The organism is Streptomyces sp. NPDC002588, assembly GCF_040295925.1.
Classification (GTDB): domain Bacteria; phylum Actinomycetota; class Actinomycetes; order Streptomycetales; family Streptomycetaceae; genus Streptomyces.
The window spans coordinates 136,041-152,140 of record NZ_JBEOWF010000010.1; the positions used below are offsets into that span (position 1 = coordinate 136,041).

At 70.9% G+C, this 16,100-nt stretch carries 13 protein-coding genes; 11 read left to right on the top strand and 2 right to left on the bottom strand.

The features are described 5' to 3' along the window. The first annotated feature begins 100 nt into the window (after nucleotides 1–100). The 11 genes from ABT057_RS13800 (at nucleotide 101) to ABT057_RS13850 (ending at nucleotide 11,058) form a co-directional block, all read left to right on the top strand. The gene (locus ABT057_RS13800) at nucleotides 101–1,906 is read left to right on the top strand and encodes a helix-turn-helix domain-containing protein (protein ID WP_352343006.1); all 1,806 of its coding nucleotides are present in this window, start codon (nucleotides 101–103) and stop codon (nucleotides 1,904–1,906) included. Between the two features lie 219 nt (nucleotides 1,907–2,125). Then, nucleotides 2,126–2,431: an MSMEG_0570 family nitrogen starvation response protein gene (locus ABT057_RS13805; protein WP_352343008.1), complete on the top strand. Its 306-nt coding sequence runs from the start codon at nucleotides 2,126–2,128 to the stop codon at nucleotides 2,429–2,431. Beyond that, complete coding sequence (locus ABT057_RS13810; protein ID WP_352343009.1) at nucleotides 2,428–3,741, top strand: MSMEG_0569 family flavin-dependent oxidoreductase; 1,314 nt, start codon at nucleotides 2,428–2,430, stop codon at nucleotides 3,739–3,741. The genes ABT057_RS13805 and ABT057_RS13810 overlap by 4 nt, the downstream gene beginning before the upstream one ends. A 12-nt stretch (nucleotides 3,742–3,753) precedes the next feature. After that, nucleotides 3,754–4,569: an amidohydrolase family protein gene (locus ABT057_RS13815; RefSeq protein WP_352343011.1), complete on the top strand. Its 816-nt coding sequence runs from the start codon at nucleotides 3,754–3,756 to the stop codon at nucleotides 4,567–4,569. 37 nt (nucleotides 4,570–4,606) lie between these two features. After that, entirely contained in the window at nucleotides 4,607–5,137 is a 531-nt protein-coding gene (locus ABT057_RS13820) for an MSMEG_0572/Sll0783 family nitrogen starvation response protein (RefSeq protein WP_352343013.1), read from the top strand. A gap of 10 nt (nucleotides 5,138–5,147) precedes the next feature. Then, entirely contained in the window at nucleotides 5,148–6,230 is a 1,083-nt protein-coding gene (locus ABT057_RS13825; protein ID WP_352343015.1) for an MSMEG_0568 family radical SAM protein, read from the top strand. Beyond that, nucleotides 6,200–7,666 carry an MSMEG_0567/sll0787 family protein gene (locus ABT057_RS13830; RefSeq protein ID WP_352343016.1) on the top strand — a complete coding sequence of 489 codons (1,467 nt, stop codon included), beginning with the start codon at nucleotides 6,200–6,202 and terminating at the stop codon, nucleotides 7,664–7,666. The genes ABT057_RS13825 and ABT057_RS13830 overlap by 31 nt, the downstream gene beginning before the upstream one ends. After that, nucleotides 7,663–8,511, top strand: coding sequence for a carbon-nitrogen hydrolase family protein (locus tag ABT057_RS13835; RefSeq protein ID WP_352343017.1), 849 nt, complete (start codon nucleotides 7,663–7,665; stop codon nucleotides 8,509–8,511). The genes ABT057_RS13830 and ABT057_RS13835 overlap by 4 nt, the downstream gene beginning before the upstream one ends. Continuing rightward, entirely contained in the window at nucleotides 8,508–9,344 is an 837-nt protein-coding gene (locus tag ABT057_RS13840; protein ID WP_352343018.1) for a carbon-nitrogen hydrolase family protein, read from the top strand. The genes ABT057_RS13835 and ABT057_RS13840 overlap by 4 nt, the downstream gene beginning before the upstream one ends. Beyond that, a complete protein-coding gene (locus tag ABT057_RS13845) occupies nucleotides 9,341–10,426 on the top strand; it encodes an MSMEG_0565 family glycosyltransferase (RefSeq protein WP_352343020.1) in 1,086 nt (361 codons plus the stop codon). Before ABT057_RS13840 ends, ABT057_RS13845 begins: the two co-directional genes overlap by 4 nt. Nucleotides 10,427–10,608: 182 nt before the next feature. Then, entirely contained in the window at nucleotides 10,609–11,058 is a 450-nt protein-coding gene (locus ABT057_RS13850; RefSeq protein ID WP_352343022.1) for a hypothetical protein, read from the top strand. Nucleotides 11,059–11,112: 54 nt separating this feature from the next. On the opposite strand, the gene ABT057_RS13855 is transcribed toward ABT057_RS13850, so the two are convergent. After that, on the bottom strand, nucleotides 11,113–13,248 hold the full coding sequence (locus ABT057_RS13855; protein WP_352343023.1) for an alpha-galactosidase: 2,136 nt from the start codon (nucleotides 13,246–13,248) through the stop codon (nucleotides 11,113–11,115). 116 nt (nucleotides 13,249–13,364) lie between these two features. After that, nucleotides 13,365–15,992, bottom strand: coding sequence for a carbohydrate-binding protein (locus ABT057_RS13860; RefSeq protein WP_352343024.1), 2,628 nt, complete (start codon nucleotides 15,990–15,992; stop codon nucleotides 13,365–13,367). Nucleotides 15,993–16,100 lie beyond the last annotated feature (108 nt).

Consider the following 16,100-nt stretch of genomic DNA (forward strand, 5'->3'; position numbering starts at 1 on the left):
GCGATGCTCCAGCCGTGCAGAGGTGGGAATCCTCCACTCTGATCGCGGATAAGGCATATGATTCACACACTCGGCAGGGGGCGGCAACCTAGGACGTCTCATGGATCGCACGGACGACGAGCTGATCGAGCGGCACCGCCGCCGGGAGCGCGAACTGTCCAGCCTGTACGCCACGGCGCGTTCCCTGACCGCCCTGCGCGGGTTGGACGAGGTGTTGGCCAGCGTCGTCGAGCACGCCCACGACCTGATCGGCACCGACCTCGCGTATCTGGCGGTCCTGGAGGAGAACGGAACGTACCTGCGGGTGCGCTCCACGGTCGGCACGCTGACCCCGGGGTTCGGTGAGCGGGTGCACGCGCCGGCCCACGTCGGCATCGCCGGGCGCGTGGCCACCACGCGGGCCCCGTACTGGGAGAGCGACTACCTGGCGTCGACCGAGATCGTCCATGATCCCCGCGTCGACAGTGCCATCGAGGCGGAGGGCATCGTGTCGATGCTCGGGGTTCCGCTGGTCGCGGGCGGCCGGTTCCTCGGCACGCTGATCGCGGCGAACCGGCAGGAGCGGCCGTTCGTCCGGGACGACGTCGCCCTGCTGACGGCCTTCGGGGACCATGCAGCGGTGGCGCTGGAGAACGCGCGGCTGTACGACGAGAGCCGCCGCGCGCTGCAGGCCCTGGAAAGGGCGTACGCGACGATCGAGGAGGCCGAGGCCGTCCACGGGGCGCTCACCCGGCTGGTGCTCGCCGGCGGCGACGTGGGTGCCGTGGCGGACCTCGTCGTGGACACCCTGGGCGGCGGTGTGCTGCTCCTCGACCACGCCCAGCGCGTGCTCGTCGCGCGCGGAGAGCCCGCCGACGAGGACGAGGCGAAGGTCCGCGAGCGGGCCGTCCTCACCGCCTGCCCGCGCATGGCCGCGGCGATCGTCCTCGGCATCGAGGACAGCCGCAGGTCCGGGCGCTGCGTCACCGTCGACCGCGGCGCCACGCTGCGCCACACCGTGGCGGCGGTCGTCGTCGGCGCGACCCACATGGGCGCCCTGGTCCTGTCCCGCCACAGCGACCCGGACCCGGTCGAGGCGCGCACCCTCGAACGCGCCGCGCAGACCGCGGCCCTGCTGACCCTGACCCAGGACGCCGTCGTACGGGCCGAAGAACGCGTACGGGGCGAGCTGCTCACCCAACTCCTCACCGCGCCACGCCCGTTCTCCAGCGAGCTCGCGCTGCGCGCACGCGCCCGGCACATCGAGCCTGAGCGTCTGGACACCGTCCTGGTGGTGGCCACGGCGAAGGACCGGCTCGCTGACACCACCCGCCTGCTGCACGGCCTCGCGGAGGAGTACGACGGTCTGGCGGGCGAACACCTCGGAGTCCCGGTGGCGCTGATCCGCGGCAAGGACGCTGCAGAGGCCGCGAAGGCCGTCCATCAGCGCCTCAGGCGCGTGCTCGGCGTCCCCGCTCTCGTCTGTGCCGCACCCGTCCCGCCCGGTACGGAGCCACTCGGTCGCGGCGTCACCGTGGCGAGCCGTTGCTGCCGGCTGCTGCGCGGTCTCGGGGTGCGGGACGGCGGTACGACCACGGAGCAGCTCGCCATGTACACGATCTTGTTCGATCCCGATCGGGACCAGGATCTCGACGCGTTCCTCGACGACTCCCTCGGCGGGCTCGTCGCCCACGATTCGGAGCGGGGAACCGACCTGGTGGGCACCCTCGCCGCGTACTTCGCCAACGCCCGCAACCTGGCCGGCACTGCCCGCGCGCTGCACATCCACACCAACACGCTGCTCAAGCGGATCGACCGCATCGGCAGCCTGCTCGGACGGGACTGGCAGCAGCCCGACCACATCCTGAGACTTCATCTCGCAGTTCACCTGCATGAACTGGCCCGACAGGTCGAGCAGGTCGACTGAAAGGCGGGATTCGCCTCTGCCCGGGCCGTGGACGCCTTGAATGAAGGCCCGAATTTGCCTCAGAGGCAACTCTGCGTACGCGAATCAACACCCGTGGTGAGGACCCCGTAACTCCGCTTTATTCCGGATGACCTCGTTCCGTAATTCCCGCTGGCTGAAGTGGTCGCCACAACCAGCGGCGAGGTGGCAAAACCTCGGCGCCTCGCATGGAGGATTTTCATGCCGGAGCTGTATTTCCATGTGCGCTGGCCCGACGGAGAGACCCAGCGCTGCTACTCACCTTCCACGGTGATCGAGGACTACCTCACCACCGGTGGCGTGTACGAGCTCGGTGACTTCCTGGAGCGGAGCCGGACGGCGCTCGGAATCGCGAGCGACCGGGTGCGCGAGAAGTACGGGTTCGCCTGCACCGGTGCCTCCGACCAGCTGGCGCAGATCGAGGAGACCGCGGCCACGTACGCCTCCCTCGACGGGGCCAAGGTCGCGGTCGAGGCCCTGAGCAACGCCGACGGGAGCGCGCGGTGAACGCGCCGCGGCTGGCCGGGGCCCACTACCCGGTCGCGGTTGTCGGTGGCGGCCAGGCGGGGCTGTCGGTCAGTTACTGCCTGCGTGAGCGCGGTATCGAGCACGTCGTCGTCGAACGGAACCGGGTCGGCCACGAGTGGCGCGAGCGACGCTGGGACTCGTTCTGCCTGGTGACCCCCAACTGGCAGTGCAAACTGCCCGGTTACCCCTATCCGGGGGACGACCCCGACGGGTTCATGGTCCGTGACGAGATCATCCGGTACCTGGAGGACTACGTCGCCTTCTTCCAGCCCCCGCTGGCGGAGGGAGTGTCCGTCGACGGGTTGCGGCGGTCTCCGAGCGGTGTCTTCGAACTGAGCACATCGGAAGGCGACTTCACCGCCGACCAGGTGGTGGTGGCCACCGGCCCGTACCACACCCCCTCGGTCCCGCGGATGGCCGAGCGGCTGCCCGCCGGCGTCGAGCAGATCCACTCCTCCCGCTACCGCAACGCGGACCAGCTTCCCGAGGGCGCCGTCCTGGTGGTCGGCACGGGCCAGTCCGGATGCCAGATCGCCGAGGATCTGCATCTGGCCGGCCGGCAGGTGCACCTGGCCGTCGGCAGTGCGCCCCGCGTAGCCCGTTTCTACCGCGGGCGGGACTGTGTGGCCTGGCTGGACGACATGGGCTACTACGCCAAGGACATCGGCGAGTTCGACGACGCCGGTGCCGTCCGGATGCGGGTCAACCACTACGTCACCGGGCGTGACGGGGGTCGTGACATCGACCTGCGGGCCTTCGCCCGCGACGGGATGCGCCTGTACGGGCGACTGACCGGCATCGACGGCACGCACATGGACTTCGCCGACGACCTGAAGGTCAACCTCGACCGCGCGGACGCGGTGGCCGAGGGCATCAAGGACAGCATCGACGCGTACATCACCGCGCACGGGATCGACGCCCCGGACGAGGCTCGGTACGTACCGGTCTGGGAGCCCTCCGAGCAGGCGGCCGCGCTGGATCTGGAGGCCGCCGGCATCACCTCCGTCGTCTGGTCGACCGGCTTCACCCGCGACCACCGGTGGGTCGAGATACCGGCCTTCGACGGCCGCGGCTACCCGATGCACTGGCGGGGCGCCACCAGTACGCCGGGCCTGTACTTCCTGGGCCTGCCCTGGCAGTACTCGTGGGGTTCCGGACGCTTCGAGGCGGTGGGCCGGGACGCCGAGTTCCTGGCGAACCACATCGACGCCTCGCGCCGCATGGCGGACGTCTGCGGTGCCCTCACCGGCGCGCCCAGCGAACTCGCCTCCGCCCTCCCGATCGGCTGAGGACCCAAGGACATGGTCTACGACGCACACCGCCACATCGGCGTCCTGCCCGCCTACCCCTTCTACGGCGGCCCGCCCGTCCACCCCGACACCACCGCCCGTGCCACCGTCAAGCAACTCGTCGCCGACCTCGACGCGGAGGGCACCGAACGCGCCCTTGTCATCCCCAACTACGGCGTCCCCGACCCCGCGATCGCCTTCTCCTTCAACGAACTGGCGATCGAGGCCGCGCAGAGCGACGACCGGATCCGGGCCGGACTGTGGGTGTCCCCGCGCCCGGAGGACGCACAACGCACCGATCAGGCACTGGCGTTGGCAGGGGAGCAGGGAGTGAAGGCACTGAAGCTGAGCTTCCTGCTGGGCGGGCGTCCCACCGATCCGGCCTGCCGTCCGATGCTGGACCGGATCTTCCAGGAGGCCGGCCGCCACGGTCTGGTCGTCCACGTCCACACCTCGCCGGGCGCGGCCTCCGACATCGACGAGGTCGGCAACCTGGTGGACTGGTACGCAGACCAGGTCCCCGTCCATCTCGTGCACTTCGGCGGCGGGATGAGCGGCCACATCAAGCTTGTCGGCTCCCGGTTCTTCGACTGGATCACGGCCGGCAAGCGTGTCTACACCGACCTCTCCTGGGCCATCGGCTTCACTCCCCGCTGGCTGGCCCAGGAGATCGAGCGCCGCGGCATCGGCCACGACCGGGTGCTCTTCGCCAGCGACCAGCCGTGGGGCGACTTCACGGGCGAGTACGCCCGGCTCGCCGAAGCGACCGGCGGCGGCGAACTCGGCGAACTGGTCTTCAAGGACACATTCGCCGCGCTGTACGACTGATCCACCGTCAACTCCCCTCATCTGCAAGGAGACAGCCATGTCCGAATCCACCGTCACCGCCGAACTCAGCGAGATCGAGCAGAAGTCCCTCAACGAGATCCCCCACCCCTCCCTCCCCGAGGGCACCAGCATCTACGGCGACACCAAGGTCTTCCCCGACTACAAGGCCGAGGACGGCGAGACCTACTTCACCCTCGTCCACGGCATCGCCCACGAGTCGTCGGTCTCCTTCGTCGCCGTGCTCCAGGCCACCCGCGCCCTGCGCAAGGGCTTCGAGACCGCCATCTACTTCTACGGCCCGGGTTCGCTCAACTGCCTTGCCACGCGCGGCTTCCCGACCGTCGGCAACTCCGCCTTCCCCGGCGAGCACAACATCAACAACCAGCTCAAGACGTTCATCGCGGAGGGCGGCAAGGTCTTCTGCTGCCGCTTCGGCCTGTCGCTGCACGGCGCCCGCGAGGAGGACCTGATCGAGGGCGTCATCCCGACCCACCCCCTCGACGTCCAGGACGCGCTGATCCACTACGCGCGCAAGGGCGCCATCATCAACTCCACCTACCAGCTGTAAGGGGCAGGCCGTGAGCGTTGGCACCAACACAGCGGTGGACGTGCGGATCATGACCCGCACCGAACTCGCCCTGCACGGCGTCGCGTTGGAAGCGCCCGTGCGCAGGCCCGACGGCGCGGGGCCCAGCGACGACGGACACGTCCTCGTCGACGGTGCCAACGCCGCGCTGCCCACCAACCCCGACAGCCCCTACTCCGTACGCGACGGCAAGGTCTGGCTCGGCGAGGAGGAGACCGGGCTCACCCTCGAAGCCGTACAGCGACCGAAGTTCTACGACCTGACGACCGCTGAAGGCGTCCGCTACGAGCAGATCGCCCGTCTGCACGGCGCCGACGTCCTCGCCACCACCGTCGTCCAGACCTGTATCCGATACGCCGAGTCCGACCGCTGCCGCTTCTGCACCATCGAGGAGTCCCTGCGCTCGGGTGCGACGGTGGCCGCGAAAACGCCTGCCCAACTCGCCGAGGTCGCCGAGGCGGCCGTGCGGCTGGACGGCGTCAGGCAGATGGTGATGACCACCGGCACGACGACCGGACCGGACCGGGGCGCGCGGAATCTCGTACGGTCCGTGCGTGCCGTCCTGAAGGCGGTGCCCGAACTGCCCGTCCAGGTGCAGTGCGAGCCGCCCGGTGACCTCGCGTGGATCCGCGCGCTCCACGATGCCGGGGCCACCGCGATCGGTATCCACGTCGAGTCCCTCGACGACGAGGTGCGCCGACGCTGGATGCCGGGCAAGTCGACGGTGTCGATGGCCGAGTACGAGGCCGCGTGGGACGAGGCGGTACGGGTCTTCGGGCCCAACCGGGTCTCCACCTACCTCCTCGTCGGCCTCGGCGAGGATCCTGACGAACTCATCGCGGGAGCGGGCAGGTTGATCGACCGGGGCGTGTACCCCTTCGTCGTTCCCTTCCGCCCGATGGGCGGCACGCTCGCCGCCCGCGACGGGGTCCGTGCGCCCGACGCGGAGTTGCTGAGGTACGTCACCGAGGGCGTCGCGGCGAAGTTGCGCGCGGCCGGGATGAGCGGCGCCGACCAGAAGGCGGGCTGCGCGGCCTGTGGGGCGTGCAGCGTGCTCAAGACGGCGGGCGGGTGAGGGCCGTGTACCTCGACGGATCCGCGGCGCCGTCCATGGTGGACGGGCCGGTCGACATCCTGGCCCTGCTCGGCGACCGCAGCACGCTCGCCCGTCGGCCCGCGTTCCACATAGAACAGGCCGCGGACAAAGCGGAGGTGGCCGCCTACCGGCAGCTGCGCCGGGACGCCTTCGTCCACGAGCAGGGCCTGTTCACGGGTCACGACCTCGACGACCGGGACGCCGACCCCCGCACCCTCGTGCTGGTTGCCAAGGACCATGCGGGTGCGGTCGTCGGCGGAGTACGGCTCGGTCCGGTCGCCGACGGCCCCGACATCGGCTGGTGGGCCGGCGGCCGGCTCGTCGTCGCCCCCGGCGCCCGCGGTCCGCACGGCATCGGCGCCGCACTCGTCCGGGCCGCCTGCGCCCGCGCGGAGGCCGAAGGCGTGCTGCGCTTCGACGCGACCGTCCAGGCCCACAACACGGTCCTCTTCAAGCGGCTCGGCTGGCGTCCGGTGCGTGAGACGACGGTCGCGGACACCCCGCATGTGCTGATGCGGTGGCCGATCGGGCGGATCGCGGCACAGGCGGCTGCCACGAAGGCGCCGCTGGGGCCCCTACTCGCCGCGCTCCCTGCTCCCTCGGGCTTCGTCGGCGACGACGGGGCGCCCGTCCCCGGTACGGACGTGATCGCCGCCTGCGACGCGATCGTGCCGTCCATGGTGGAGCGGGACCCCGATTGGGCGGGCTGGTGCGCGGTCCTCGTGAACGTCAACGACCTTGCCGCGATGGGTGCTTCACCCCTCGGACTGCTCGACGCGGTGGGCGCGAAGGACGCCGCGCATGCCGCGCGGATCCTCGCCGGACTGGGGCGGGCGGCACAGGCGTACGGCGTGCCGGTGCTCGGCGGGCACACCCAACTGGGCGTCCCCGCCGCCCTGTCGGTGACCGCCCTCGGCCGCACGGACCGTCCGGTCCCGGGCGGCGGCGGGCGGCCCGGACACACCGTACGGCTGACAGCCGACCTCGGCGGAGGCTGGCGGCCGGGCTACCGGGGCCGCCAGTGGGACTCGACCACCCACCGTCGTACGGACGAACTGCGCACCATGACCGGCGCGGTGGCCGCCGCCCGGCCCGCCGCCGCGAAGGACGTGTCGATGGCGGGGATCGCCGGCACCCTCGGCATGCTCGCCGAGGCGAGCGGCTGCGGAGCCGTCCTCGACGTGGCCGCCGTGCCCCGGCCGCGGGCGGCATCGGCGGGGGACTGGCTGACCTGCTTCCCCGGCTTCGCGATGCTCACCGCCGACGCGCCGGGCACACCACCCCTCCCCGCCGGGCCCGCTACGGGCGCTGTGTGCGGAGAACTGACCGAAGGACAAGGCGTCGGGCTGCGCTGGCCCGACGGAGAGATCACAGAAGCGGTCACCTCCACGGTGACCGGGATGGGGACCGCATGACCACCCTTCGCATGGCCGCAGTTGCCGCCGAGTTCGGCCGCGACCTCGAAGAGGACTTCGCGATCGCCGAGCGGTTGATCAAGGAGGCCCGCGAGCAGGAGGTACAGCTCCTCGCTCTGCCGGAGGCATGCCTCGGCGGATACCTGCTCAGCCTCGACGACGACAGCGAACTGGACGAGGGCCCGCCCGCGCTCGCCCTCGACGGCCCCGAGATTCGCCGACTGGCCTCCCTGGCCGGTGAGATGACCGTGGTCGCGGGCTACTGCGAGGCCGCCGGCGACACCCGGTACAACAGCGTCGTCTGCGTCAACGGCGACGGTGTGCTGGGCAACCACCGCAAGGTCCACCAGCCGCTGAGCGAGGACGCCAGCTACTCCTCCGGGGACCGCTTCCACGCCTTCGACACCCCGGTCGGCCGGATCGGCATGATGATCTGCTACGACAAGGCGTTCCCGGAGTCGGCCCGCGCGCTGGCCCTGGACGGCGCCGAGATCGGAGTGGTCGTCTCGGCCTGGCCGGGCGCACGGACGAACGCCGCGACCGATCTGGTCAACGACCGCTGGAAGCGCCGTTTCGACCTCTTCGACCGGGCCCGCGCCCTGGAGAACCAGATCGTGTGGATCTCCGCCAACCAGGCGGGTACCTTCGGGTCGCTACGCTTCGTCGGCAGCGCCAAGGTCGTCGACCCGGGCGGCGAGATCCTCGCCGACACCGGTGTCGAAGCCGGTCTGGCGATCGCCGAACTAGACGTCGCCCAGGCCCTGGAGACGGCCCGCCGATCGATGGGGCACCTGCGCGACCGGCGCCCGGAAACCTACACGCACGCAGGAGCAGTCAGCACATGAGCACCGTCCGGATCGCGGCCGCCGCCGCCCACTTCGGCCGCGACCTGGAGTTCGACCTCGCGCGTATCGCGAAACTCATCGACGACGCCCGGTCGTCCGGCGCCGGACTGCTCGTCCTGCCCGACGCCGCGCTCGGCGGCTACCTCGCCGACCTGCGCCACCCCGACCCCGAGGCACTGCCCCCGGCCCTCAAGCCGGACGACCCGCTGATCCTCCAAGTCGCCCGCCTCGCCGCCGAGATGGTCGTGTGCGTCGGCTACTGCGAGGACGGCGGCGACGAGCGGTACAACTCCGCGGTGTGCGTCAGCGGCGACGGCGTCCTGGGCCGTCACCGCAAGGTCCACCTCCCGGCCGGCGAGGTCGCGGCCTACGCGCCGGGCGACCGCTTCGACGCCTTCGACACCCCGGTCGGTCGGATCGGCATGCTCATCGACTACGACAAGACGTTCCCGGAGTCCGCCCGCTCCCTGGCCCTGGACGGCGCCGAGATCCTCGCCTGCCTGTCCGCCTGGCCCACCAGCATCACCAACCGCGCCCCACGCATGGCCCAGGACCGCCAGGCCAAGCTCTTCGACCTGTACGACCAGGCCCGCGCCGCCGAGAACCAGGTCGTCCTGGCCTCCTCCAACCAGACCGGCGCGATGGGCGGCATGCGCTTCCTCGGCCAGTCCAAGGTCGTCGGCCCCGGCGGGGACATCCTCGCCCGCACCTGGGCCAAGGCGGGCCTGGCCGTCGCCGAGGTGGACGTGGCCGAGGAGATCGACCGCGCCCGGCGGGTGCTGCGGCACCTCGACGAACGCCGCCCTGACGCCTACCGGGAGACCCCGTCGTGAAGATCGCCCTGCTCAGCTACTCCACCAAGCCCCGCGGAGGCGTCGTCCACACCCTCGCCCTCGCCGAGGCCCTCGCGGCGCTCGGCGAGGACGTCACGGTGTGGTCGCTGGGGCGGGGCGGCGACGCGGGCTTCTTCCGGCCCGTGGGCCCGGCCGTACGGGTGCGGATCGTGCCGTTCCCCGACGGCCCGCCCCAGGAGACGGTCGGCGAGCGCATCCTGCGCTCCATCACTGTCCTGCGCGAGGCGTTCGAGCCCTTCGGGGCGGCGTACGACGTCGTCCACGCCCAGGACTGCATCAGCGCCAACGCGGTGAACGGCGGCTGCGTCCGCACCGTCCACCACATCGACCACTTCACCACCCCCGAGCTGGCCGCCTGCCACGAGCGGGCCATCGCCGAGCCGTACGCGCACCTGTGCGTCTCCCGGTCGGTCGCGGACGAACTCACCGCCGGCTGGGGCATCAAGGCCGAGGTGATCCCCAACGGCGTGGCGTACGAGCGCTTCGCCAGGACCGACCCGGAGGCTCGTGGCGCCTGGCGCTCCCGCCTCGGCCCGTACGTCCTCACCGTGGGCGGGATCGAACCGCGCAAGGGCTCCCTGGACCTGCTGGAGGCGTACGCCCTGCTGCGCGCCCGGCGCCCCGAGGTGCGGCTGGTGATCGCGGGCGGCGAGACCCTCTTCGACTACCGCGACTACCGGACCCGCTGGGAGGAGCGCGCCGCGGAACTGGGCGTCGAGCCGGTCGTGCTCGGACCGATGCCCGACGACGAACTGCCGGCGCTCGTCGCGGCCGCCGACGCCTTCGCCTTCCCCTCCCTCAAGGAAGGCTTCGGCCTCGCCGCCATGGAAGCCCTGGCCGCGGGCGTACCGCTGGTCGTACGGGACCTGCCCGTCCTGCGTGAGGTCTTCGGCCCCGCCGCCCGCTTCGCCGCCACCCCGGAGGACCTGGCCGGCCAACTCGGCCAAGCCCTCGCGCAGCACGACCCGGCCCTGCGGACCGCCGGGCGCGAGCTCGCGGCCCGCCACACGTGGGACACCGCCGCGCGGCGCCACCTGGACTTCTACCGCTCGCTGGGCTGACCGCTCCGGGGCCCGCCCATCTGACCGTCAGGCCAAGTGACTTGACAGTTCAAGCCATTAACACGGTCATCACTTGATGCCTCAAGTCGCAGAGGTTAGACCTTTTACTTGACGATTCAACACATCGTCGTCGCCGGCACGGCAAGCCGGCCACTTTTGACACTTAGCCGGTTGGAGAAGACATGCGTCTCACACCCCCCGACGCCCGCACACGCCGCACGGCCCGCTCCGTCGGCCTGACCACTCTGCTCGCCCTCACCAGCGTCACCGCTCTCGCCGCGGCGCCCACGGCGTCCGCCGCCTCCACGGCCTCGCTCACCGTAGAGGTACCCGCACAGGTCCGAGGGGAAGGCACTTCCGTCGTGTCCTTCGGCAGCCTCCGGATCGACGACGGCACCTCGGTCACATGCGTGAGCGACTACGACGTCTCCGGCGTCTGGCCCCGGCCCGTCATCGCCACCGACTACCAGGTCACCGCGGGCACCACCTACGGGATCTCCGCCTGGGAGGGCGCCAAGTGCGACTGGGACGACCCGGCGACGCCCCGACGGACGCAGTCCCTCGGCGGCGTGACCGTCACGCCGACGGCCGCTGACGTCTCCAGCGGGGTCTACCGGGTCTCGATCCCGTAGCCACGACAGCCCCCGGAGCCGGTGGCGGCTCCGGGGGCACACGGGCGTCTGTCGTCAGGTCCGCTCACGGACCAGGTGGACGAGTGTGGAGGCGCAGTCGTCGGCGGGCAGGTCCAACGGCAGGCCGTGGCTGAGCAGGACAGCGCCGTGGTGGAGGATGCCGGTGGCGGTGTCGCGGTAGCAGGCCGCTGGGTCGAGGGCGCGCAAGGGCAGGGCGGGTTCGCGGTGGCCGAAGTGCCGTGAGCGCCGGAGAGCGATCACGGCGCACTCCTTCCCGTCGGGGGCCAGGTACTGTACGGCGCTCAGGTCGCCGTCCCCGAGCGGCCGCAGTCGGTGCTGTTCGCCTAGCTGCACCAGGTGTCGTACGCGCTTGTAGGCGGCCACGAGGTCGGCGGCCCGCGCCAGGTCGGCCTCGCTCCACCGGTTCAGGTCGCCGCCGATGCCCAGGACGCCGGTCATGGCAGTGTGGAAGCGGAAGTCCAGGGGCGCGCTGCGGCCGGTGTAGGGGTTGGGGCTGTCGGTGACCCAGGCGCCCATGACTCGTGCCGGGTACAGCTGGGAGAACCCGTGCTGGATCTCCATGCGGTCCAGGGCATCGGTGTTGTCCGAGGTCCACACCTGGTCGGTGCGGGCGAGGATGCCGAGGTCGAGGCGGCCGCCACCGCTGCTGCACGACTCGATGCGCAGCCCCGGGTGGTCGGCGCGCAGCCGGTCGAGGAGCGTGTACAGGTTGCGTACGTGGTCGATCCACAAGCGGTCCTGGTCCGCCTTCGCGCCGGGCCAGCCGGCCTCGGTGAAGGGCCGGTTCATGTCCCACTTCAGGAAGTCGATCGCGTTCTTCGTCAGCAGGTCGTCGAGCCTGCCGTGCAGCCATGCGGCGACGTCGGGGCGGGCGAGGTTGAGCACCAGCTGGTTGCGGTGCTCGGTGCGGCGGCGGTGCGGCTGGTGGAGCACCCAGTCGGGGTGGGCGCGGTAGAGGTCGCTGTCGGGGTTGACCATCTCGGGCTCGACCCACAGTCCGAACCGCATGCCCAAGTCGTGCACCCGGTCGATCAGCGGTCCGAGGCCGTCGGGGAAGCGCGCCGGGTTGGGGATCCAGTCGCCGAGGCCGGCGGCGTCGTGGGTACGCGCGCCGAACCAGCCGTCGTCCATGACGAACAGCTCGACGCCGAGTGCGGCCGCCTTTTCGGCCAGCTCGATCTGCCCGATGACGTCGATGTCGAACTCGGTCGCCTCCCAGGAGTTGTAGAGCACGGGCCGCAGCTCGTCCGCGTGGGGGAGGACCCGGTCCAGGACGTGGCGGTGCCACAGGCGGCTGGTGGCACCGAAGCCGCCCTCGCTGTAGGCGCCCGCGCAGACGGGGGTCGTCAGCTCGCCGCCGGGCGGCAGCTCCCAGGTGAGCGGGTCGTGGCCGAAGCCCGCCGACAGCGTGACCCGCTCGGTGGGCAGCCGCTGGGCGGTCAGCCGCCAGCTGCCGCTCCAGGCGAGCGCGCACGACCAGACGGCACCGTGGTCCTCGCTGGTGCGGCCGTCGTCGATCATGGCCCATGGGTTGGCCTGGTGGCCGGTGGTGCCACGGCGGCTGGTGAGCAGCAGCTCTCCGTACGGCAGTGGTGTCCGGTTCAGCTGGGTCTCGGCCGACCACTGGCCGCGGACCTGGCTGAGGCGGTACTCGCCCAGCCGGGGCAGGACCCAGGTGGCCGAGTCGGCGCGGACGACCGTGACCGGTCCGTCGTCATCGGTGCCGGTGTGGCGGAGCACGAGGTGACGTTCGATCACGTCGGTCGTGGTGTGCAGACGGTAGTGGGCGTCCACGACGAGCGGGTAGTGCCGGTCGGCGAACCGGAGCACCAGCTCCGTGCCCCCGTGGGGGTGCTCGCTCTGCTCATACCCGACGAGGCGGGGCTCCAGGTCGCGTACTCCGTCGGGGAAGCGGACCTGGACGCCCGCGAGGGCGTACCGCATGGCTCCCGCGGTGTCGAGGTCCAGGGTGCCGTCGGCCGGATCCTCGAAGGAACGGCGTCCCGCCTCGGGCCGCTCCAGCAGGGAGACGGCCTGTTCGAGGGTGAGGACAGGCCCCCAGTGCAGGCCGCGCAGCCGGTGGTCGTCGTCAAGGTGCAGCACGTAGCTGGAGCCGGGTCCGGACAGGACCCACAGCCGGTGCTCGGGGTCGTGGGCGATGCTCGGCATGGCTGCCTTTCGGTCTGGAGCGGGCTGGGCGGCGGGTGGCCGTGACAAGAGGCGGGGCGGGGCCGCCGCCGGCCGGTTCGCGGTCCGGCGGCGGCCCCTGGGGACGGGGAGGACGGTCAGCCGTTCACCGGGGCGACCTCGATGTAGTCGATGTCGGGTGCCCAGGAGGACGAGTTGGAGAATTTCAGGGTGTTGGTGCCAGAGCCGAGGCTGACGGTCGTCGGCAGCGCCCAGTAGTCGTTCCAGCTGTAGGTGTTGCGGAACGTCAGCGTGGTCGCCGTGCCGCCGTTGACCGACAACTGCGCGGTGCGGGACTCGACGTTGGTGTTGTAGTTCCCGGAGCCCGCCCGGTCGTTGTGGGCGTAGTGGACGACGACCGTGTAGCGGCCCGCTGCGGAGGCGCTGACGGCGCCGAAGGTGAGCGTGTTCCCGCTGGCGTTGCCGACGTAGCCGACGTTCTTGCCGCCGGACGCCCATGTGTCGGACTGGGCCTTGGCCTGGCCGGCCAGGGTGGCGTTCTCGGCCTCGTACTTGGAGACGCCTGTGGTGTCGCCGGCGCCGGACACCTTCAGGTCGCGCAGGACGAGCGAGGTGCCGCTGTTCGGGCTGACGGCGATCCGGTTGACGCCCGCCGCCAGGTACAGCCGGGTGCTGGAGGTGGTGGTGGCGCCGCCGGAGGAACCGTAGGCGGCGGCCGTGGTGCCGTTCAGGGCGAGGGCCGTGCTGCCCCCGGCGGAGGAGTAGTCGGTCTTGACGGTGTAGTAGCCGTCGGCCGGGGCGTAGGCGTCGAAGGTGGCCTTGTCACCGGAGGCCATGACGAGCCGCCCGGTGCCGGTCTCACCGACGTCGGTGTACGAGAAGGACGGGCTGCCGCTGATGTCGGCGAACGTCGCCTCGTACACCGACTCCGGGGTGCTCGGGACGGCGGTGAGGTCGATCTTGTCGAGAGTGACCTGCCCGGCGGAGGTGCCCAGCGTCGGGTCCGTGACGGCGAGCGAGACGGTGTGGCTGCCCGCGCCGAGGCTGACCGGAACGGTGACCGTGGAGCGGTACTGCCAGTTCAGCGTCGATGGGTAGGTGACGAACTTCGGGTTGGCGCCGTCGATGCGCAGGGCCTGCTGGGAGGGCGAGCCGTTCTGGTTGCCGTAGAAGATCCGCAGGTTGTACGTGCCGGCGGCGGGGACGTCGACGGTGAAGACGACCTTGCTGTCGCTCTGGGACAGGTAGCCGACGTCCTTGGTGCCGGAGGTGGCATATTTCTGGGCACTTCCGTAGTCGGCGCCGGTGGCCTGGGTGACGACGGTGCCGTCGGTGATGGCGGCGTTCTCCGCCTCGTAGGAGGCGCTCCACGGCACGCTGGGCGTGGTCGCGGCGCCCCCACCGTTCGGGGTGACGGTGATGCGGTACGCGGACATGGCGTTCAGGCCGGTCAGCGGCACCGTGACAGAGCCGCTCGAAGGCGTGTACGCGGTGCGGGAGATGGTGCGCGGCGGAGCGGACGCGCCCTCGTAGCCACTCCAGTCCAGGGCCTGGACGGTGACCTCGACCTTGCTTCCGAAGGTGGCGGCCGGAATGTTGTTGATCACCACGTCGGTGTCCGTTGCGGAGCCGCCGACGATCACCTGCGCCTGCTTGCGGCTGGTGTCCAGCGAGGCCATGCCCTGCAGGGTGTCCTGCGTGCTGGCCTGCGGCGGGGTCGTCTTGGCGGTCTGCCCCGTCATCCCGGCGTACCAGTGCCAGAACCACCACGTGGCGTTGGGGATGTTGGTCTGGACGGTGTTGCCGTCCATGTTGCCGGCGATGTCCCAGTACGGCTGCTGTGCGTAGACCTTGGTGTCCTCGAACATCGCGGCCCACTGCACCATCTGCCCGGGAACCGACAGGTCGCGCCGGTTGGCATACTCGTCGACGTTGATCGTGATGGGGCTGATGCCGCGGGCGCTCTCCAGGGAGCGGTACGTGGTGTAGTGGCCGCGGTAGACGGCGAGTGAGCCCGGGCCCAGCTCGTGCCAGGTGAAGACGTCCGGCAGGACGTTGTTGTCGCGGGCGTAGGTGAGGAAGTCGCCGAAGAACTTGCTGTTCCAGCTCGCGTTGTTCGGGCCGCCGATCTTCGCGCCCGGATAGTCGGTGCGTATCCGCTGGTAGACGGTCTTCCAGTCGGCGAGGAAGTTGTCGCGGGCGGTGTTGTAGGTGGTGGTGTTCGAGCTGTTGAGGCCGGTGTACCAGTTGCCGTCCGGCTCGTTGAACGGGACGAACACCACCTTGTTCGCGTACGAGGTCGCCTTGACGGCGTTGACGGCGGTGTCGACCTTGGTGAGGTAGTCGCTGAGGCCCAGGTTCTGGTAAGGCCAGTCGGAGTACTCGTCCTGGATGTTGGTGTACATCGTCCCGCCGCCGTTGCGGAAGAACGAGGGGGCGACCTGGAGGATGTCGCCGTTGGGGTGCTGGGCTCCGTTCGGGGGCTTCTGGGAACCGGTGGTGAGCTTCAGCGGTGCCAGCAGGTTGTCACCGGGGACGCCGTCGTCGCTCTGTCCGTACAGCGCGCCGTTCGAGCCGTGGAGGACGGCTCCGGTGGTCGTGCCGAGGTCCACGGTGTACGTCTGGGTGGCCGCCTCTGCGGACTGCGGCACGGCGAGCGCCGTGCCGACCAGAGCGGCGACCGCCAGCAGTGCTCTGGCGAGGGCCAGTCTCTTAGGGCCGGGCGGCAAGGCGCCGGGGGCCGGGCTGTGGAGGTCTGGGGACATGGAAGACCTGGCTTTCTCCTCCCGCCACACTGCGGGAGGGCGGCTCGTAGGGGTGGAATGTGAACGCTCACATCATCAGGACGGAGCGATACGCGCGGAAGCGACTGC

Coding starts and splice junctions, on each gene's coding strand:
- ABT057_RS13800 (WP_352343006.1), top strand. CDS start 101: ATGGATCGCACGGACGACGAGCTGATCGAGCGGCACCGCCGCCGGGAG.
- ABT057_RS13850 (WP_352343022.1), top strand. CDS start 10,609: ATGCGTCTCACACCCCCCGACGCCCGCACACGCCGCACGGCCCGCTCC.
- ABT057_RS13835 (WP_352343017.1), top strand. CDS start 7,663: ATGACCACCCTTCGCATGGCCGCAGTTGCCGCCGAGTTCGGCCGCGAC.
- ABT057_RS13855 (WP_352343023.1), bottom strand. CDS start 13,248: ATGCCGAGCATCGCCCACGACCCCGAGCACCGGCTGTGGGTCCTGTCC.
- ABT057_RS13860 (WP_352343024.1), bottom strand. CDS start 15,992: ATGTCCCCAGACCTCCACAGCCCGGCCCCCGGCGCCTTGCCGCCCGGC.
- ABT057_RS13815 (WP_352343011.1), top strand. CDS start 3,754: ATGGTCTACGACGCACACCGCCACATCGGCGTCCTGCCCGCCTACCCC.
- ABT057_RS13840 (WP_352343018.1), top strand. CDS start 8,508: ATGAGCACCGTCCGGATCGCGGCCGCCGCCGCCCACTTCGGCCGCGAC.
- ABT057_RS13820 (WP_352343013.1), top strand. CDS start 4,607: ATGTCCGAATCCACCGTCACCGCCGAACTCAGCGAGATCGAGCAGAAG.
- ABT057_RS13805 (WP_352343008.1), top strand. CDS start 2,126: ATGCCGGAGCTGTATTTCCATGTGCGCTGGCCCGACGGAGAGACCCAG.